The sequence below is a fragment of the Ruegeria sp. CDSB136 genome, from assembly GCF_059610965.1.
The window spans coordinates 95,254-114,806 of the sequence record NZ_JBXWOP010000003.1 but is presented as its reverse complement, the minus strand read 5'-3'; the positions used below and the strand labels follow the sequence as shown (position 1 = coordinate 114,806).

Genomic DNA, 19,553 nt, shown 5'->3' with positions numbered 1-19,553 from the left:
GTAGTTTTGCAATCGTATACTGCCCTTTGGCGCCAACAGATTGCCGAAATAATAACGTTACGAGAAAGCGACGCTAGTTCACAACAATAACTGGCAATTCGTTGTTGAGGCCGTTGGCGCCAAATAAAGGTCAAGAAAAAGCCCCTTTCTACGAAGACTTTCTCCATTTTTGCCGCTGTTTCGACCCACTCTCCTCATAAGTTTACCCCGTTATGAGGATATCGACGGTTCACCAGTTATGAGACATTCCACATTTGGCAGCGATCGGTTCCAAAGAAATCTAGAGCATCGAGCACAAAGAAAGACCGCACTTACTGTACTGGCGGTTGATGATGATCCTGACATCTTGAAATTGCTCCAGTCAGCACTTCCTGAACTCGAAAACTGCAATGTGGCTGCTGCCAGTTCAGCTGATGAAGCGCTTGGGATGATAGAAGCAGCAGAATCCCCGTTCGACTGTCTGCTTGTTGACATTCAGATGCCTGGAACCTCGGGGATAGAGTTGCTTTCACAAATCCGAAACCTGCCGGAAAATCTGGAAACACCTGTCATAATGCTGACTGCACTGGATGACAGGCAGAACATCGAGAAGGCATTTTTAGAAGGCGCGTTTGATTATGTAACTAAACCCTTCGACTTCTTTGAATTGCGCAGCCGTATGAACGCCGCTCACCTTCTGATGATGGAGAGAAAGAAAACCCAATCCTCATCGGCGTCGATAGAAAATCTTCGCAGTGAATTGGATTTCAACCAGAAATTCAATTTCAAGGATCCTTTGTCTATCGACGAGCAAGAACACTGCTTGGGGTATGTCGAATTCGACAACTATGTCGAGCAGCTTTCACGGAGGCGTCGATTTGACACCTGGGTCACCGCAATCAAATTTCGTGACGCCGAGTATCACTTTGATCTGAAGAATTTTGGTGATTTTCGGCGATCTGTTTCCGACATTGGATTCTGCATTGAAAGAACAACACAGGCTGCTGGAGGAATCTATTCCTATCGCGGGAGTGGCGCATTTCTCATTGTTACACATGGGCGGGAATGCACCCAGAATATTCCGACCGAAGCTTTCCTAAACCAAGAACTAGGGACTGTTCTCAGCAACCGCTGCGCATCTGTCCATCTTAAAGTGGTGAAAGGTACACCGGTATCGCTTCGTTCTTTTACGAAGGTTGGAGCATTCGCCTCTTTGGACATGGCTATCAAAAACGTAAATCATCGTGAGGCCAATCTCAGAAAGGGCCTGGTTACAACCTCTTCCACATTTTCTGAGCCCACACCGCATCGCAAAGAAATGGTCAACGATAGACTGTTTGATGTAGTCTTGCGTGAGCTGTACGGCGATAACACTTACCTCACTCGCCGGCAGTAAGCGAATTCTATCGCCAGGCCTGACGTCGATCAAAGGTCAGGCACTGGAGTTTAGATATCAACTTTATTCGCGAACCCGTTCGGCGTTGAGGATGAGTGGGCCACTGGTACGCATGGTGAATGTCAAAACTGGTTCCGGCAATTCAGACTCTGTAATCGAAAAATTTATTCGACGGAGCACCGAAGCCATAAGTACCATGATTTCAGTTTCAGCGTACTGAGCACCAATGCAGATTCTGGGACCATCTCCAAATGGAATGTACTGACCTCGAGGTAGTGTAGATCCCAAGAACCGTTCGGGTCGATAGTGGTCAGGAGCATCCCATAGTTTTTCGTTTCTGTGCAAAGAGTAAACTGGGAAGAACAGCGCGTCACCATTTGCAATCTTTACCCCTTTGATTTCAAGGTCGGCAGATGCGTCTCTAGCAAAGAACGCGGCAGAAGGGTAAAGCCGCAGCGTCTCTTTTACATGGGCGCGCAGGAGTGGCATTGCTTCCAGGTCAGAAAACTCCATTGGACCTTTTGGGCGAACCGACCGAATTTCTTGTCTAACCTTAGCTTGCATATCTTGGTGCAACGCCAGCAGATAATACCCCCAGGCCAGAGCGTTGGCGGAAGTTTCATGGCCAGCGACGACAAAGGTTAAAAGGTTGTCAACGGTTGTCGCTTCATCCTCGAAATCTGTTTTCAACGCCTCAATCATAAAATCAAGGAAGTCCTGTGGCTCGCTGCGGCTTTCGGCGCGACGCTGATCAATGACCTGTCCGGCGAGGTTCCGCATATTGGTGACCGGGGCCAGGCTGCGTAGCCAATTCTTGCGCGGCACCCACTTTGGCAAACCCATTAAATCGAAAAGAGACAAATCAGAAATGTACTCAAAATACTTGATCAGCCCCATGCGTATCTGCTCTGAACTGACTTTCTTGTTACCCGAAAAAATTACCCTAGAAATATTCGTCAACGTTGATGCAGGCGCAATTTGTGCAATATCTACAGGGCCTTCGTGTTCCGCCAATGAATCCGCAATCTCGACACCAGTCTCTGCAAAATGCCGGGCCAAAACCGGGAGGTTCCTGGCGGCGAATAGTGGAGAATACCTACGCCGCTGCTGACGCCATTTTTCCCCTTCAGAGAGTATCAACCCGTTGCCTACAGCCGATCCAATAATGTCTTTAGTGAACTTGGCTTTGGGAAAAGAACGGCCCTGCCCGACAAGTAACTCGGTTATTATTTCAGGATCACAGATATAGTGTATGTTCAAAGGCCCACGAACATAAGTTTCACGTAGAGTTTCGGCCGGGATGACTTCAAACATGTTTCGACCAGCGGACCTTGCAAACTGAAGCAGTGTCACCGGCTTTTTTGCAAGCCTAGCCGAAACAGGAGCGGCAGCGCCCTGCCCCAACTTCGTAAATTCAACAGCAGTCAAACCCCAACCCTTTAAGATTTTCTCCTTCTTTCTGGCACATTAAGATAAAAAAAAACGCACTTAGCAACGAGATCGTCAATTTTGGGCGCCCCACACTGCATTTGCGCAACAAAAGTTTTTCAACCTCTCACACCAGAATCTTGCGTGAAACGCCAACAATCACGGTGGCCTTCAAAGGATTAGCGCCAAACTGTGAACCCAATTCAGACCAACTAAGTCCTCATTGTGCCGCTAATGGTACTGTCCAAGCGCAAAAAACGAAGACATTTAGATGACAGCCATCGACGCCAATCTACCGGACCGGGACTCCGGTGAAACGGAAAACCGGCTTCTGCAAAACATCATAGATTATACTGCCATGAGCTTTGCGCTTCTGTGGCAGCGGCAGGCTATTTATCTGGCCACGACCATTTTGACTGCGTTCTTCTTCGATCCCGTTAACGCCATGCTGTTCTATGGGACAATTCTCATTTGCGAAGCGCAAGATTTATTGCTGGCCAAACGCGTACCGCGCTTAAAGCCAGATCAGCACAAAGCAATTGGTATGATGGTTGTTTGGATTCTGTTGAACACGATCCTCAGTTCATCTGCAATCTGCCTGTATGCTGTTTCAGTTGCATTCGCACAGCCCGCCGGTGGTCACTTTACTCCAATGTTCTTCTTGTTCGCTGCGGCGTTGTTTGCAGCAATGAACAACCATCAGTTTCTGTGGGCAATGATTGTCCGTCTGACCATGTACGGCGTATCGTTCATGTTGATTGTCGTCAAGGATATCTGGACCGAACGCCCCGAGCTTTCATCTGAACTCTGGCTGCACTTCTTCACCGTTATCTTTGTAATGTACTTTCTGATTGACTGTTCGATGGTGTTCCTGAAGCTCTACCGCAGGAATTTGGAACAACTCGAAAAGCTCAAAGCAGAGCACGAAAGAACAAAAGCGGCCTACATTGCGAAAACTCAGTTCATATCGACAGTTAGCCATGAACTGCGCACGCCTCTCACTTCGATCAAGGGATCACTTGACCTAATCAACACAGGCGCATTGGGTGAAGCTCCAGATTCAATGCAAAGCCTCATTCATTTAGCAGGTAAAAACTGCGAACGGCTCGCATCCCTAATCAATGATGTGCTGGACATTCAAAAAATGGAAGCGGGCGAGATGAACTACCGTGAAGGAACTGTTGATGTACATGCGCTAATTCAGGAAGCGATTGCCTGTAACATGGGATACACCAGTGCTCACAACGTTGAAATTGTAGAAGACTTAAGGGGAAACAATGATCTGTACGTTAAAGGTGATGCTTCCCGCCTTCTTCAGGTGTTGGCCAACATTATCTCCAACGCAGCTAAATTCTCCTTTGATGGAGGCGAGATAACCGTCGGATGCGAGAAAGTCGGCGGGAATATTCGCCTCTTTGTCAAAGACCATGGCATCGGGATACCTGAGGGGTTCCATGACAAAGTTTTCGATCGCTTTTCCCAGATAGACTCCTCCGATGAACGTCACGCAGGCGGTACCGGACTCGGGATGCACATTTCAAAGGAAATTGTTGAGCATTTTGGCGGAACAATAGACTACAGAAGCAAACTTGGTGAAGGCACAGAGTTCTTTGTTATGTTTCCCGCGATAAGCGGGCACGAGGTAGGTTCCGCCGGAGCCGAGCACACCTCAATAACCTGCGCAGTGCAATCCAAGCAACTTTAGCCGAAGCCCACTAGGGTCAGGACTCATAACCAATAAATGACGGTTGCGGCGAGGGCGATGGCGGAGAGGAAGACCTTCGGGCATCTGTCGTATCTGGTCGCCACACGCCTCCAATCCTTGAGCCTGCCGAACATGATCTCGATGCGGTTGCGGCGTTTGTAGCGGCGCTTGTCGTACTTCACCGGCTTCTTCCGCTGTTTCCTGCCAGGGATGCAGGCCCGTATCCCTTTGTCTTTCAAGGCTTCTCTGAACCAGTCGGCGTCATAGCCACGGTCTCCGAGCAGCCAGTCGACATTCGGCAGACTGCTCAGCAATGCCCGTGCGCCGATGTAGTCGCTGACCTGACCGGCGGTGACGAACAGGTTGAGCGGCCGGCCCTGGCTATCGCAGATGGCATGCAGCTTGGTATTCATGCCGCCTTTCGTCCGACCAATCAGGCGTCCACGCCCCCCTTTTTGACGCCCATGCTGGTCGCTGCCCGGTGGGCTTTGAGATAAGTCGCGTCCACTGCCCGGCAGTCGAAACACAGTTTCGATGAGAGGGGATCATCACGGTCTTCTTCTCGCCGTGCCCGGCAGCGAGACCGGCCATCATCCGGGCAAAAACGCCCTTGTCGCTCCATCGCTTCCAGCGATTGTAGAGCGTCTTGTGAGGACCATAGACAGCGGGAGCATCGCGCCATCGCAAACCATTGCGGTTGATAAAGATTATCCCGCTCAACACACGCCGGTCATCGACACGCGGCTTACCGTGAGACTTGGGAAAGAAGGGCTCAAGACGCGCCATCTGCGCGTCGGTCAACCAGAAAAGATCAGACATGTTCACCGCTCGTTTTTCAGCCGTGAATCATGCCGACCGCTGAAAATCAATGGGTCCTGACCCTAGAAGGTGGGCGTCTATGAATTTCTGAGTTGCGGACCTGTTATCAACCTCAGGGTGCCGCCTAAGGGTATCCTCAACAATGGCGTCAAAATTTCTCAGGTGAAACTGGTACTCGCGCTGAAAAGCCGCCCCATCACGAGCCTTAATGTGCTTCTGGTAAGCGTCCACACCAAGAATTTCGCGCACCCTCTTGGGCCACCTTCTGCGGAAACGCCACTGAGTGTCACTGATTTGGCCTACGTATTTGATAGTCAATTCAAAGGCCATTGTGTGCTGTCCGTGTGTGCTGTTTGCGTTATGCGACACACTCGGGAAATGCTGAATGCCCTTGTTTATAAGGTCAAAAACTAACTGATCAAGCTAGTTCTGGTGCGGTCGAGAAGACTCGAACTTCCACGGGAGTTACCCCACAGCGACCTCAACGCTGCGCGTCTACCAATTCCGCCACGACCGCACTGCCAGTGACTTGGTAGGGGGCGTATAGACGCTGATGAAGACGTTGTGAAGAGGCAAAAGACACCTGTTTGAAATCCCCCGCCCTCTGCTTATCTAATCAACCAAACCGACTACAGGATTCCCGCGCAGGAGCTCTCGATGACAACATCCGATCCCCGTCCCATTGTTCAGATCGACATCATTTCGGATGTGGTATGCCCATGGTGTATTGTGGGATTTCGTCAGCTTGATCTTGCTTTGCAACAAACAGGTGTGCTTGCCCGTCTTCGGTGGCATCCGTTTGAGCTGAACCCCGCCATGCCGCCGGAAGGTCAGAACCTGGGAGAGCATATTGTCGAAAAATACGGCTCGACACGTGAACAAAGCCAGCAGGTACGCGAACGGCTGACAGCGCTGGGGGCTGAGCTTGGGTTTACCTTCAACTTCAACGATGACAGCCGGATCGTGAATACCTTTGCCGCACACCAATTGCTGGATTGGGCAGAACATGAGGGGCGTCAGCATCCGCTGAAACTGGCTCTGTTTGATGCCTATTTCACACGACAGCAGGATGTCTCGGACATTGATGTATTGATGCAGGTCGTCCGAGAGGCAGGTTTGCCCCCTGACGCGGCACGGGACGCACTGGCTGGCGGCACCCACGCGGCTGCCGTGCGGGAAAAACAGCAATTCTGGACAAGCCGGGGTATTTCAGGTGTTCCGGCTATGGTGTTTGGGGGCAAGTACCTGCTGACCGGTGCTCAGGGTCAGGACACGTATGCTCAGGTGTTGCAGCGATGCCTGTCCGAAGCCGCCTGACCCCTTTTCCCTGACCTCTGCGCAGGATAAGAGGCCGGTATGGAATGGAAGATCACCGAAGGGCTGACCGAATACGAAGACGCCGTTGCCTTCATGGAGGCGCGCGTGGCCGCGATCGCCTCGGGCGACGCGCAGGAGTGTATCTGGCTGCTGGAACATCCCCCGCTTTACACGGCGGGGACATCCGCGCGTATTGAGGATCTGACCGATCCGGAACGGTTTCCTGTTTACCAAAGCAAACGCGGCGGCGAATACACCTATCACGGACCAGGCCAGCGTGTGGCCTATGTCATGCTGGATCTCAACAAGCGTGGCCGGGATGTGCGCAGGTTTGTGAAACAGCTGGAAAACTGGGTGATTTCAGCACTGGCCGAATTCAACGTCCGCGGAGAGATCCGCGACGGTCGTGTCGGCGTCTGGGTGCGGCGGGATGACAAGCCGCTTACCGTTACGGGCCAGCCTGCCGAAGACAAGATCGCGGCCATTGGGCTACGCCTGCGGAAATGGGTCAGCTTTCATGGAATTTCGATCAATGTCGAACCTGATCTTGATCATTTTACGGGCATCGTACCGTGCGGGATCACCGAATATGGGGTGACATCCCTTGTCGATCTGGGGCTGCCGGTGACACTGGCGGATGTGGATTCTGCCCTCAAGAGAACCTTTGACGACGCTTTTTCTGCGGGTGATTCCTGACCGATCGGCCGGTGGCAAGGCGCCTATTGCCCAACATGCAGTAACAATCACCGACTCCGCTGGCATCTGTTTCCCGGTCAGTGGGTTCATTAACTATTATTACCCACATTTCCGGTGATATTTATGCAAAGTTTAATTCTGGCCGATACAAAGAAGACGTTAACGAGTAGTATGAGTTCACCGTTCTAAAGTGAGTGGTATGTTAACCGGTGATCACGGGCTTGCCCGGAGAATCCGAATATGTGTTTGGTTACGAGTCTGCCGTTCCGACCCCAAATCGGAACGGCAATTCTCATGAAACCCATAATTCACTGATGTCCAAAGCGGGAAGATGCGGGACAGGATTGGTCAGTCCGCTCCAACTCCAGCGTTGCGTGTGCAATTCCAAATCGGTCTTTCAGGCTCTGCCTGATCCTTGATCTGATGGCCCCGGCGTCGGACCAGGACGACTGGTCAATGATGACATGTGCGGTCAACGCTGGTTCGCGCTCCTGCATGCTCCAGATATGCACGTGGTGTACGCCGGTTACGCCCTCGGCCTCTTCGATGGCGGTGGCAACCTGTTCCGGCTCCAGATCGGGGGGCGCCCCCAGCATGAGAACCCGGATCGTTTCACCGATCTCGCCTTTGACATGCCAAAGGATGTAGACCGAGATCATGATTGTGACTGCGGGATCGACCCATGTCCAATCAAACACAATGACCGCTGTTCCGACGATAATCACGGCAACAGACCCCAGCGCGTCTGCCACGTTGTGCAGGAAGGCCGCCCGGATATTCATACTCTCCTTGGCCATTGAGTAGGTCAGTGCCGCAGTGATGAGGTCGACGACCAAAGCAATCCCGGCAATCCAGACGACAATCCAGCCATTGACCGGTTCCGGCTGGATGAACCGCGTGACACCTTCATACATCAGGTAGACGGACAGCACGATCAACGTTGTGTAGTTGATCAGCGCTGCCACGACCTCGGCCCGGCCATACCCGAAACTCATGCGCGGGTCGGCGGGTCGCCGTGCGATCTTGCGGGCGAAAAAGGCGATGACCAGCGCTGCGGCATCCGACAGGTTGTGCAGCGCATCGGCGATCAGCGCGAGCGAGCCAGACAGAATGCCGCCGACAATCTGCGCCAGTGTAAGGAACAAATTGACGGCGATTGCCCAGGCGACACGGGCATCTCCGGCCTTTGGGTCGATGTGATGATGGTGGCTGTGACCAGAGTGCGAGTGCTGATGCGCCATGCAAAGAGCGCCTGTTGTTTCGGTTCTTAAAGCAATGTAATTCCTCTAGTAACTAGAGGTTCAAGTGGCAGGCCAATAAAATGTACTCAATCGGTGATTTGTCCCGCCATACTGGGGTCAAGGTTCCCACCATCCGATTTTACGAAGAAAAAGGGCTGTTGCCCAAACCTGCGCGCACAGCCGGGAACCAGCGGCGGTATGATGCGGCTGCGCTGCGGCGCTTGCAGTTCATCCGCCACACGCGCGATCTTGGGCTGCCCCTTGCCGAAGTCGAAGCTCTACTGACCCTGGAAGGCGCGCAAAGGGATGACCTGAACCGCGCGCATGACATCGCCGAGCGTCAACTGGCTGACATCCGCGACCGGATCGCACGTCTGGCCCGGCTGGAAAAAGAACTGGCCCGCATCACCAAAGCATGTGACGGGCATCATGATCATGTCTGTGCCGTTCTGCATGCATTCGGGGATCATGACACCTGCGATGGGGCGCATTAGAGTCAGGTCAGAGATGCGCGAATTTTCTCGGCATGTTGGGCGATGAGGCCGAAATCACCCATATTTCCCGGCGGGCGCATCGAAACGCCCTCGTGCCGAGGCAGGACATGGAAATGCAGGTGGAAAACCTCCTGTCCGCCTGCGGCTTCGTTGAACTGCTGAATGGTGACGCCGTCCGCGTCAAAGGCCGCCTTTACCGCCCTCGCCATTTTCTGCACGGTCGCCATTGCAGCAGCCAGTTGCTTGGGTGAGGCATCCAGAACGTTTCGGCACGGTGTTTTGGGTATGACCAGAAGATGACCGTCCGAGCGTGGCATAATATCCATGAAGGCAAGCGTGTCATCGTCTTCGTAAACACGGGTCGCTGGGATTTCACCACGCAGGATCTTGGCGAAGATGTTGTCATTGTCGTAGCCCGTCATGGCATTTCTCCCGATTTGGTGCTGCTACCCGTTCTGCGACCCAACCCGCCGGGGGTCAAGCACGGAAACGGGAACTGGGCGTACCTCTTGAAAACCGTACTGCAATGGCCAAATAGCAGGCACCACCGGGTCAAAAATGTCGTGGAAGCCTCCTGCCCGCGACAATTAATCTTGATCCAGATCAAACTCGACCATTGAAGGTCGTCCCCTCGCAATCTAAAACCAGCAGGAATCCCGCGCGTTGGAGAGGTCCGACTGCGCGGTAGTGTTGTAACAGGAGGCACCTAAATGGCAGACGCAGCCATTCATGGTCACGAGCATGAAGACAATCGCGGTTTCTTTACCCGCTGGTTCATGTCGACCAACCACAAGGACATCGGGATTCTCTACCTGATCGTTTCGGCCCTGGCCGGTCTGATCTCGGTTCTGATGACCGTCTACATGCGGCTTGAACTGATGCACCCCGGTGTTCAGTACATGTGCCTGGAAGGCTTCATGGCCGACCCGTGCACACCCAACGGACACCTATGGAACGTGATGATCACCTATCACGGTGTTCTGATGATGTTCTTCGTGGTCATCCCCGCCCTGTTTGGCGGATTTGGCAACTATTTCATGCCGTTGCAGATCGGTGCACCGGACATGGCCTTCCCGCGGATGAACAACCTGTCCTTCTGGCTGTACGTCGCGGGTACCTCGCTCGGTGTGGCTTCGCTTCTGGCTCCGGGCGGCAACGATCAGGCCGGTTCGGGCGTGGGCTGGGTTCTGTATCCGCCGCTGTCGACGACCGAGGGCGGCATGTCCATGGACCTTGCGATCTTCGCCGTGCACGTATCGGGCGCCTCCTCGATCCTCGGCGCGATCAACATGATCACCACCTTCCTGAACATGCGCGCCCCGGGCATGACCCTGTTCAAGGTGCCGCTGTTCAGCTGGTCGATTTTCGTCACTGCATGGCTGATTCTGCTGTCGCTGCCGGTTCTGGCAGGCGCGATCACCATGTTGTTGATGGACCGCAACTTTGGCTTCACCTTCTTTGATCCGGCCGGTGGCGGTGACCCGATCCTGTATCAGCACATCCTGTGGTTCTTTGGACACCCGGAAGTGTACATCGTGATCCTGCCTGGTTTTGGCATCATCAGTCATGTCATTGCGACCTTCTCGCGCAAACCGATCTTCGGCTACCTGCCGATGGTTTGGGCGATCATCGCGATTGGTGTTCTGGGTTTCGTCGTTTGGGCGCACCACATGTACACCGTTGGCATGTCGCTGCGTCAGCAGGCCTACTTCATGCTTGCCACGATGGTCATCGCGGTTCCGACAGGCGTTAAGGTCTTCTCGTGGATTGCGACGATGTGGGGCGGTTCCATCGAGTTCAAGACACCGATGCTGTTCGCCTTCGGCTTTCTGTTCCTGTTCACCGTCGGCGGTGTGACCGGCGTTGTACTGTCACAGGCGGGTGTGGACCGTGCCTATCACGACACCTACTACGTTGTGGCGCACTTCCACTATGTGATGTCGCTGGGTGCCGTGTTCGCGATCTTTGCCGGTGTCTACTTCTACTTCAGCAAGATGACGGGCCGTCAGTACTCCGAGTTCTGGGGTAAGGTTCACTTCTGGATGTTCTTCATTGGCGCCAACCTGACCTTCTTCCCGCAGCACTTCCTGGGCCGTCAAGGCATGCCGCGCCGCTACATCGACTACCCCGAGGCATTTGCCCAGTGGAACTTCGTATCGTCGATTGGCGCGTTCATCTCGTTCGCCTCGTTCCTGCTGTTCTTCGGCATTGTCATCTACGCCCTGCTACGTGGCGCGAAAGAGACACGTCCGAACCCGTGGAACGAATACGCGGATACGCTGGAATGGACCCTGCCGACGCCGCCGCCCGAGCACACGTTCGAGCAGCTGCCCAAGCAGGAAGTCTGGGACAAGGGCCACGCCCACTAATCCCTGAAAGCACGACTTAGAAGCCCCGCCAATTTCGGCGGGGCTTTTCTTTTGAAACCTTCGGACATTTCGGGAATATCGCCAGAAGGCCAAAAATCGGCTATTCTGTTTGCGGTTGGTCATCCGGCAATCCGGAGGTACGCAATGCCCGAGATTGATTTCTGGTTCTCAATAGGTAGCACATACAGTTTTCTGACGGTGATGCGTCTGGATGAATGGTGTGCAGAACATGATGCGACAGTGCATTGGAAACCGTTCAACGTGCGAACCATCATGTCCGAACAACAAAACATTCCTTTTGCCGGCAAACCCACAAAGTCAGCTTACATGTGGCGGGATATCGGACGGCGCGCGGCAAAGTACCGGCTTCATGCCAAGCTGCCCGCCCCTTATCCGATTTCCGATCTTGCCCTTGCCAATCAGGTCGCCCTTCTGGGTATGCGCGAGGGCTGGGGCAAGGACTTTACCCAGAACCTCTATCGCATCTGGTTTGAAGATGGCGTCGAAGCAGGCAGCGAAACTGCCCTGTCCGAGGCCCTGTTCAGATGTCAGCAGGATCCGCGCCTTGCACTGTCCCGTGCGCGCAGCCCGGAAATCTCGGAGGCGCTGGAATCCGAGACCAAGAACGCCACCCAGCTAGGCGTATTTGGCGCGCCGAGCCTTGTCGTGCGCGGTGAGGTGTTCTGGGGCGATGACCGGCTGGATGATGCATTGTCGTGGGCGCGTGTCGGTCACGTGATCTGATCTTTTGGCCATCGACTCCGGGTGTCGATGCGCTATTTTTTCACCATGCCTTATCAATGGACGCAGACATCAGACACAGAGCAGGAATTGCGCCTTTGGCCGCATAATTCGCTGCCGCCCCGATGGGCGATGCGGTTCATCCTGTTGGTGTTTGCCTTCGGGCTTATCCCGATGCTGGCGGTGTTGGGGTCGGTGCTGCTGTGGGGGCTGCTTCCTTTCATGCTACTCAGCGTTCTGGGCCTGTGGCTGGCCATTCAGACAAACTACCGCGCCCGCAGCGTCTTTGAGGTTCTGACGCTGAGCGGCAGCCAGGCCCGGCTGGTGCACCACCACCCCCGAACCGGTCGTCAGGAATGGAAGTGCAACCGATATTGGGCCCGGCCTGAAATGCACCAACGCGGCGGGCCTGTTCCACATTACGTCACCCTGACCGGCGACGGCCGCCAGGTGGAAATCGGCTCATTTCTGTCCGAGGAAGAGCGCATCGCGCTTTATGACGAGCTGATACAAAAACTGCGCGAACCTGTCGCGCAGCAATTGGCGCAGTAAACGTCGAAGTGACAGGTCAGCTGTTGCTGGCCGCGCAAAGCTGATCCTTGACCATCGGTCCGACCTTGCCGAAATCCATCTGGCCGGTATAGCGGGTTTTGAGTTCGCCCATCACCTTGCCCATATCACGGATCGAACCGGCGCCTGTCGCGGTGATTGCGGTCAGAATGGCCTGGTTCACCTCGTCATCATCCAGCTGCTTTGGAAGAAATTCCTCGATCACATCAACTTCGCGCAGCTCGCGTTCTGCCAGATCCAAGCGCCCGCCCTCTTCATAGGCGCGTGCGCTTTCCTTGCGCTGCTTGGTCATTTTACCAAGGATTTCAAGTACCTCGGCATCACCGCAACCTTTTGCTTCTTCGTTGTCCGATCCCCGAGTTGCGATGTCGCGGTCCTTGATCGCCGCGTTGATCAGCCGCAGCGTCGATAGACGCTCGGCCTCCTTGTCTTTCATTGCTTGCTTCAGGGCTGCATTCACCCTTGATCGCATATCCATCTGCTCAATCCATCCCCAAGATGAAGGAACCCCGACCATATCGAAACAAAAAGCGCGACACAACCGGGGGCGAATATATCTAAGCCATTGATATTAAATGATTGCCCAAAAATTGAACAGGCTTGACCCAGCGGCCCAACCCCCTTAGGAATGCGCCGATTTACCCTGCAGGAGAGTCGCGCCATGGCCCAGAACGCCCCGTCCAAGCCCACCGCATGTCTGGCATTGGCCGACGGAACACTGTTCTACGGCACAGGCTTTGGCGCCACCGGCCAGACCGAAGCCGAGCTGTGTTTTAACACCGCCATGACCGGTTATCAGGAAATCATGACCGACCCCTCATACGCGGGACAGATCGTGACCTTCACATTCCCTCATATTGGGAATGTAGGTGTGAACCCCGAGGATGACGAGACCGGCGATCCGGTTGCGGCGGGAATGGTGGTCAAATGGGACCCGACCGAGCCTTCGAACTGGCGTGCCGCGGACGAACTGAAAACCTGGCTGACGCAACGCGGGCGAATTGCGATTGGCGGCATTGACACCCGGCGACTGACCCGTGCCATTCGGCAGCAAGGTGCGCCTCATGTGGCGCTGGCCCACGATCCGGACGGTAATTTCGATATCGAGGCTCTGGTCGCCGCAGCCCGTGGATTTGCCGGTCTGGAGGGCATGGACCTGGCCAAGGACGTGACCTGCGCGCAAAGCTATCGCTGGGACGAAATGCGTTGGGCCTGGCCTGACGGCTACACCCGGCAGACGGCCCCTTTGCACAAAGTCGTGGCGCTGGACTATGGCGCCAAGCGAAACATCCTGCGCTGTCTGGCTTCGGCCGGATGTGACGTGACCGTTCTGCCCGCGACGGCAACCGCTGCCGAGGTTCTTGCACACGATCCGGACGGCGTATTCTTGTCCAACGGTCCGGGCGATCCCGCCGCCACCGGCGAATATGCTGTTCCCATGATCAAAGAGGTACTCGAGACCACGGACCTGCCCATCTTTGGCATTTGTCTGGGCCATCAGATGCTGGCGCTGGCGCTTGGCGGCCAAACCGTCAAGATGAACCACGGTCATCATGGCGCAAACCACCCGGTCAAGGACATGGAAACCGGCAAGGTCGAAATCACCTCGATGAACCACGGTTTCGCCGTTGACGCTCAATCCCTGCCAGATGGCGTCATTGAAACCCACCGGTCGCTGTTTGACGGATCGAACTGCGGTATTCGCATGACGGACCGCCCGGTCTATTCAGTGCAGCATCACCCCGAAGCATCGCCGGGGCCGCAGGACAGTTTCTACCTGTTCGAACGCTTTGCGGATGCAATGACCGCGCGAAAAGAAAAGGCTTAGCCGCCTGCCTTTGCCGGATTAACCGGCCATTAACTATGTTGAAGCAACCCTGACGTGCGTAATCGCGTCAGGGTTTATTAATGGTCGAACTGAACTTACAGCAACTTGCCCCGGCAGAACCGGTACCGGCACTGGGGCTGCGCAAACCTCTCGGCCTCTATTTGATGGAACGCGGCCTGATCACCCGCGCGCAACTGGATCACGCATTGCTGCTCCAATCACGACAGCAGGCCCCCTTGGGCGAGATATTGGTGAGCGAGGGCTGCGTCAGCCGGCAGGATGTCTTGCTGGCCTTGTCCAAACAAACAGGCCTGCAAATCGCGGATCTGGAAGAAACGCCGCCATCCCCTGATCTGGTCGATCTGAAACCTGCGTCCTTCTGGCTTAAGAACCATGTCATACCGTGGGTCAGACTGGGTCCGATCCTTCTGGTTGCCACTGCCCGGCCAGACCATTTCGATGCCATTGCAGCAGAATTTGAGGCAAGCCGATATACAGTGATTCCCGTTCTGGCGGCACCAGATCAGATTGGCACGGCGATATCCCGACTATTCTCACGAGATCTGGCCCGGGCGGCCGAAACCCGTGTGGACCCGCTGCACAGTTGCCGCACCTGGACAGCCCGGGCACGCACCGGACCAGTCGCAGGCGCAATCGCCCTGTTGGCGACAATGATCGCAATCCCGACGATCGGTTGGTCCGTTCTGGTGTTTGCGGCGGTCTGCACGTTGTTCCTGTTCTGGGTCCTGAGATTGTCCGGGTTGCTGGCCTTCTTGACGTCAAAGACAGCTCGGACATCGGAACAGGAAGGACCCAGGGTCTCACGAACTCGCCAGCCCTATGTGTCGATCATGGTGCCTTTATACAAAGAAACCGAGATTGCCGACGCGCTGATCCAACGACTGCGGCGGCTGACATACCCCAAGGCACTGTTGGACGTTATTCTGGTGCTCGAAGAAGACGACGCCGTTACCCGCGAAACACTGTCACACGTTGATCTGCCCAGTTGGATGCGCACAGTGGAAGTCCCGAAACTGAACGGTTTAACCACCAAACCCCGCGCGATGAACTACGCCCTAGATTTCTGCCGCGGCGATTTGATCGGGGTTTGGGATGCCGAGGATGCGCCGCAACCGGATCAGATCGAACGAGTAGTCGATCACTTTGAACATGCGCCGCCCGATGTCGTGTGTCTGCAGGGCGTGCTGGATTACTACAACCCGCGCACCAGTTGGAGATCACGGTGCTTTACAATCGAATACAACAGCTGGTTCAGGGTAATCCTGCCCGGTATTGCCCGATTGGGCCTTGTGGTCCCGCTGGGCGGCACCACCTTCTTTTTTCGCCGGGACAAATTGGAGGAGTTGGGCGCCTGGGACGCGCACAATGTCACCGAAGACGCCGATCTGGGTGTCCGGTTGTACCGCGCCGGGTATCGGACCGAGATGGTGGACACAACAACCTTTGAAGAGGCGAACTTTCGGACCTGGCCCTGGGTCAAACAACGCTCTCGCTGGCTCAAGGGTTTCATGGTGACCTATCTGGTCCACATGCGCACACCGGTTGGTTTGTTGCGGGATCTGGGATTGCTTCGCTTTTTGGGCGTTCAGGCGTTTTTTCTGGGAACTTTGGGGCAATTCCTTCTTGCCCCTGTCCTTTGGGTGTTCTGGCTGTTGGCGATGGGTATATCCGTACCGCTGCCGCAGGGGCTGACGCAAGAAGGTGTCACAGCCCTTTTCAGCCTGTTTCTTGCAGCCGAACTGACCAACGTCATGGTCGGACTTGTCGCCGTCGCAGCAAGGGAAAGGCGTTTCCTGCTGCCTTGGGTGCCGACGATGATCCTGTATTACTCGTTGGGCGTTCTGGCAGCCTACAAAGCGCTATGGGAGCTGATCTGGAACCCATTTTTTTGGGACAAGACCCAACACGGACAAGCGGCCGAGGAACAGCTGCCCTCCTGAGTTCAGGACTCGCGCCGGACCGCATCCTGTTTGAGGCGGGTCATGAACGCGATCGAGATGTGTTCCCGCAACGCCTGACTTGCAGCATCTTCATCACGTGCCGCGATCGCTTCGACAATTCCTTTGTGTTCATTCTGGGCGATTTCACCCCGGCCCTGCACGGCAAGCGATGTCGTGGCCATCAGGGCCATCGTGCGATGCACCAGATCCAGTTGCTGAACCAGATATCGGTTGTGCGACGCCAAATGAATCTGTTCGTGAAACCGCCGGTTGGCACGCGACAGGGCCGTCGGATCATCGACCAGTTCGTCATCTGCCAGAACCATGTCCTGAAGAACTTTGATTTCCTCTTCCGTTGCGTGTTTGGCGGCTAGACGGGCTGCCAACGCCTCGAGTTCGCGGCGCACGACGTACAATTCAGCCATCTGGTTGTGATCCAACGATGCCACGATAAGTGATCGCCCGTCCCTTTCCAGCAGGGATTGTGTTTCCAGTCGCTGCAACGCTTCGCGAATCGGGGTGCGCGATACGCCAAAACGTTCCGCCAGTTCGCTTTCGACAAGCCGATCGCCGGGCTTGTACACGCCAACATCAATGGCTTCGAGAATCAGGCTGTAGGCATCTTTGTTGGGTAGGCGGGTCTGGCTCATTTTGTCTTTCGTCTCCTCGTTCGGTCATGTCTATCCGCCACTTGGCCTTCCAATCAAGTGAAGCATTGAAATCCGCAGCACCGGACCCTAAACCATAACCATGGTCAAACCTGCATTTGCTCATGTCACCCAGTGGGTGTTCGATCTCGACAATACGCTGTATCCGCCCCATATGCGCCTGTTCGATCAGATCGAGGTGCTGATGACGGATTATGTCGTGCGCACTCTGGGTGTGGACCAGGCCGAGGCGGATCGTTTGCGGTCAGAATACTGGCGCCGGTACGGCACTACGCTGGCCGGGTTGATGGCCGAGCACGACCTGGACCCTGATCCATATCTGCATGCGGTCCATCAGGTGGACATGAGTCATATGGATCCGGACGCGGAACTGGCCGCCCATATCCGCTCTCTACCCGGTCGCCGCATCGTCTATACCAATGGCAGTGCGCCCTATGCGGAACGCGTTCTGGCGGCACGCGGTCTGAGCGGGTTGTTTGATGCGGTCTATGGCGTCGAACACGCCGGATACCGCCCAAAACCGGAAAAAGCCGCGTTCGAGGCGATTTTCGCGCGAGACGGCATTCGCGCCGAACAGGCCGCGATGTTCGAGGACGACCCGCGCAATCTGGCAGCCCCGCACGAGATGGGAATGCGCACGGTCCATGTGGCACCTGAACCGCACACTGCGGAGCATATCCACCACCATACAGACGATCTGACCCAGTTTCTCGGACGCCTGGTCTGACAGGGCAACCTGCGACGATCTGCTCATTCTGCACCTGCATCATCGTTCCTATATCCGCCTTAGCGACGAACAGAACGGAGATCTCCAATGAGCGCGATCGAAATGTCCCCGCGCCTGCCTGTGTGGCAGCGCCTGTTGTTTGCCATTCCCTTGTTTGGATGGATGGCCCGCGATGTGAAAGACGGCGCGCCCGAGGATCTGGGCTATACCGCCGCCGCCATCGTCAGCATGTGGGGATGTTCCATCCTTCTGTTCGGTCTTCCCGGCCTTTATCTGCCCGCACTTGCGATGGTGCCGGTGATGTTCCTGATCCTGTTGCTGATTTCGCGGGGTTAGGAACCGGGACAGGATGTCACTTGGCGCCCGGGCCGCAACACCACTAGGGTCTGCGGACAACGGAGAATTTCGCGATGACTGACAGTTGTGACATCCTGATATCAGGTGGCGGTATCGCCGGTCTGACCGCCGCCGCTGCCTTTGGGGCAGCCGGATTTGACGTAATCTGCGTCGACCCTGCCCCGCCCGTGACCGAGCGCGACGTTGAAGGGTCAGATCTTCGAACAACGGCGTTTCTGCAACCCGCTCGGGTTTTGCTGGAACAATGCGGGCTGTGGCAACGCCTGGATGCGCACGCCGCCCCTTTGCAGATCATGCGCATCGTGGATGCCGGCGGTGACGTTCCTGAACCGCGTGTCGTTCGCGACTTTGATGCCTCGGACATTTCCGACCAGCCTTTCGGCTGGAACCTTCCCAACTGGCTGCTGCGCCGGGAAATGGTGGCGCGGCTGGCCGAGTTGCCCAATGTGGATTTCAGGCCCGGAACCGGCACCACCAGTCTGTTTACCCGCACCGCCGAAGCCCGCGTCGGGCTTAGTGACGGCGCCCGAGTTCGCTGCCGTCTTGTGATCGCAGCAGACGGGCGCAATTCACCCATGCGCGAAGCTGCTGGTATCGGCGTCCGGACAACACGCTATGGTCAGAAAGCGCTGGCTTTTGCGGTCACGCACCCAATCCCGCACGAAAACGTATCAACCGAAATCCACCGCTCCGGCGGGCCATTCACTTTGGTTCCGTTGCCCGACTGGCAGGGTCAGCCGTCCTCTGCGATTGTCTGGATGGAACGTGGTCCTCGTGCGGTCGAGCTCATGAACCTCGACGCCCCGGATTTCGAGGCAGCCATGACCCGTCGATCCTGCGAACTCTTCGGACCGCTCAAGCTAGCGTCGCGCCGCACGATCTGGCCGATCATCAGTCAATCGACCGAGCATCTGTCCGGTGAAAGACTCGCCCTGATGGCCGAGGCCGCACATGTGGTTCCGCCGATCGGGGCGCAAGGTCTGAACATGTCGCTGGGGGATCTGCGGTGCCTGCTGGATCTGGCGCAGGCGCGACCGGACGGGCTGGGTGATTCCCAGATGCTGGCGGCCTACCACAAAGCGCGCCACACCGAGATCGAATTGCGTGTCAAAGGAATCGACCTGCTGAACCGCGCCTCAATGATCGAAGCGCGCCCATTGCGTGACGCCCGCGCCATGAGCCTGAATGCCCTTTATTCACTGGCGCCGGTGCGCAAAACGCTTATGCAAATGGGCCTCGGCATGCGCTGAGGCCCGA

18 protein-coding genes, 1 tRNA gene and 1 pseudogene are annotated in these 19,553 nt (G+C 55.6%); 13 read left to right on the top strand and 7 right to left on the bottom strand.

Annotated features, from left to right (window positions below; all coding sequences use genetic code 11):
* Positions 1-238: 238 nt before the first annotated feature.
* Complete coding sequence (locus tag AC2FIR_RS04665) at positions 239-1,375, top strand: response regulator (RefSeq protein ID WP_480489682.1); 1,137 nt, start codon at positions 239-241, stop codon at positions 1,373-1,375.
* Positions 1,376-1,438: 63 nt separating this feature from the next.
* On the opposite strand, the gene AC2FIR_RS04660 is transcribed toward AC2FIR_RS04665, so the two are convergent.
* On the bottom strand, positions 1,439-2,803 hold the full coding sequence (locus AC2FIR_RS04660) for a cytochrome P450 (protein WP_170616393.1): 1,365 nt from the start codon (positions 2,801-2,803) through the stop codon (positions 1,439-1,441).
* A 271-nt stretch (positions 2,804-3,074) separates the two neighbouring features.
* Between AC2FIR_RS04660 and AC2FIR_RS04655 the strand changes: the two genes are divergently transcribed.
* Positions 3,075-4,508: a sensor histidine kinase gene (locus AC2FIR_RS04655; protein ID WP_496744568.1), complete on the top strand. Its 1,434-nt coding sequence runs from the start codon at positions 3,075-3,077 to the stop codon at positions 4,506-4,508.
* A gap of 23 nt (positions 4,509-4,531) precedes the next feature.
* On the opposite strand, the pseudogene AC2FIR_RS04650 reads toward AC2FIR_RS04655, so the two are convergent.
* Positions 4,532-5,327 (bottom strand): annotated as a pseudogene (locus tag AC2FIR_RS04650) (IS5 family transposase).
* Between the two features lie 430 nt (positions 5,328-5,757).
* A tRNA-Leu gene (locus tag AC2FIR_RS04645) sits at positions 5,758-5,844 on the bottom strand.
* A gap of 140 nt (positions 5,845-5,984) precedes the next feature.
* Here AC2FIR_RS04645 and AC2FIR_RS04640 point away from each other — a divergent pair.
* Positions 5,985-6,644 (top strand): DsbA family oxidoreductase, encoded by a 660-nt coding sequence (locus AC2FIR_RS04640; RefSeq protein ID WP_496744566.1) that lies wholly within the window; start codon positions 5,985-5,987, stop codon positions 6,642-6,644.
* A 39-nt stretch (positions 6,645-6,683) separates the two neighbouring features.
* Positions 6,684-7,340 (top strand): lipoyl(octanoyl) transferase LipB, encoded by a 657-nt coding sequence (gene lipB, locus AC2FIR_RS04635; protein WP_496744564.1) that lies wholly within the window; start codon positions 6,684-6,686, stop codon positions 7,338-7,340.
* Between the two features lie 308 nt (positions 7,341-7,648).
* Here the strand turns inward: lipB and AC2FIR_RS04630 are convergent, their stop codons facing one another.
* Complete coding sequence (locus tag AC2FIR_RS04630) at positions 7,649-8,581, bottom strand: cation diffusion facilitator family transporter (RefSeq protein WP_496744563.1); 933 nt, start codon at positions 8,579-8,581, stop codon at positions 7,649-7,651.
* An 80-nt stretch (positions 8,582-8,661) separates the two neighbouring features.
* On the opposite strand from AC2FIR_RS04630, the gene AC2FIR_RS04625 reads away from it, so the two are divergent.
* Positions 8,662-9,075, top strand: coding sequence for a MerR family transcriptional regulator (locus tag AC2FIR_RS04625; RefSeq protein ID WP_480914754.1), 414 nt, complete (start codon positions 8,662-8,664; stop codon positions 9,073-9,075).
* Positions 9,076-9,077: 2 nt separating this feature from the next.
* Here AC2FIR_RS04625 and AC2FIR_RS04620 read toward each other — a convergent pair whose 3' ends face one another.
* Positions 9,078-9,497 (bottom strand): HIT family protein, encoded by a 420-nt coding sequence (locus tag AC2FIR_RS04620; RefSeq protein ID WP_496744561.1) that lies wholly within the window; start codon positions 9,495-9,497, stop codon positions 9,078-9,080.
* Positions 9,498-9,785: 288 nt separating this feature from the next.
* Between AC2FIR_RS04620 and ctaD the strand changes: the two genes are divergently transcribed.
* The 3 genes from ctaD to AC2FIR_RS04605 all read left to right on the top strand — a co-directional run bounded on the left by ctaD (position 9,786) and on the right by AC2FIR_RS04605 (position 12,737).
* On the top strand, positions 9,786-11,444 hold the full coding sequence (gene ctaD / locus AC2FIR_RS04615; RefSeq protein WP_170616413.1) for a cytochrome c oxidase subunit I: 1,659 nt from the start codon (positions 9,786-9,788) through the stop codon (positions 11,442-11,444).
* A gap of 144 nt (positions 11,445-11,588) precedes the next feature.
* Positions 11,589-12,188, top strand: a complete 600-nt coding sequence (locus tag AC2FIR_RS04610) for a 2-hydroxychromene-2-carboxylate isomerase (RefSeq protein WP_170676584.1) — start codon at positions 11,589-11,591, stop codon at positions 12,186-12,188.
* 45 nt (positions 12,189-12,233) lie between these two features.
* Positions 12,234-12,737 (top strand): DUF2244 domain-containing protein, encoded by a 504-nt coding sequence (locus AC2FIR_RS04605; protein ID WP_480491733.1) that lies wholly within the window; start codon positions 12,234-12,236, stop codon positions 12,735-12,737.
* 16 nt (positions 12,738-12,753) lie between these two features.
* On the opposite strand, the gene AC2FIR_RS04600 is transcribed toward AC2FIR_RS04605, so the two are convergent.
* Positions 12,754-13,233 carry a GatB/YqeY domain-containing protein gene (locus AC2FIR_RS04600; protein ID WP_170616417.1) on the bottom strand — a complete coding sequence of 160 codons (480 nt, stop codon included), beginning with the start codon at positions 13,231-13,233 and terminating at the stop codon, positions 12,754-12,756.
* 183 nt (positions 13,234-13,416) lie between these two features.
* On the opposite strand from AC2FIR_RS04600, the gene carA reads away from it, so the two are divergent.
* Together carA and AC2FIR_RS04590 are read left to right on the top strand one after the other, a co-directional pair.
* Entirely contained in the window at positions 13,417-14,583 is a 1,167-nt protein-coding gene (gene carA / locus AC2FIR_RS04595; RefSeq protein WP_480489677.1) for a glutamine-hydrolyzing carbamoyl-phosphate synthase small subunit, read from the top strand.
* An 80-nt stretch (positions 14,584-14,663) separates the two neighbouring features.
* Entirely contained in the window at positions 14,664-16,544 is a 1,881-nt protein-coding gene (locus AC2FIR_RS04590) for a glycosyltransferase (protein WP_496744559.1), read from the top strand.
* 2 nt (positions 16,545-16,546) lie between these two features.
* Here AC2FIR_RS04590 and AC2FIR_RS04585 read toward each other — a convergent pair whose 3' ends face one another.
* On the bottom strand, positions 16,547-17,194 hold the full coding sequence (locus AC2FIR_RS04585; RefSeq protein ID WP_496744557.1) for a GntR family transcriptional regulator: 648 nt from the start codon (positions 17,192-17,194) through the stop codon (positions 16,547-16,549).
* A gap of 100 nt (positions 17,195-17,294) precedes the next feature.
* Between AC2FIR_RS04585 and AC2FIR_RS04580 the strand changes: the two genes are divergently transcribed.
* The 3 genes from AC2FIR_RS04580 (at position 17,295) to AC2FIR_RS04570 (ending at position 19,546) form a co-directional block, all read left to right on the top strand.
* Positions 17,295-17,939 carry a pyrimidine 5'-nucleotidase gene (locus AC2FIR_RS04580; RefSeq protein ID WP_170616425.1) on the top strand — a complete coding sequence of 215 codons (645 nt, stop codon included), beginning with the start codon at positions 17,295-17,297 and terminating at the stop codon, positions 17,937-17,939.
* An 87-nt stretch (positions 17,940-18,026) separates the two neighbouring features.
* Positions 18,027-18,275 (top strand): hypothetical protein, encoded by a 249-nt coding sequence (locus AC2FIR_RS04575; RefSeq protein ID WP_170616427.1) that lies wholly within the window; start codon positions 18,027-18,029, stop codon positions 18,273-18,275.
* A gap of 74 nt (positions 18,276-18,349) precedes the next feature.
* Entirely contained in the window at positions 18,350-19,546 is a 1,197-nt protein-coding gene (locus AC2FIR_RS04570) for a UbiH/UbiF family hydroxylase (RefSeq protein ID WP_496761971.1), read from the top strand.
* The last annotated feature ends 7 nt before the right edge of the window (positions 19,547-19,553 follow it).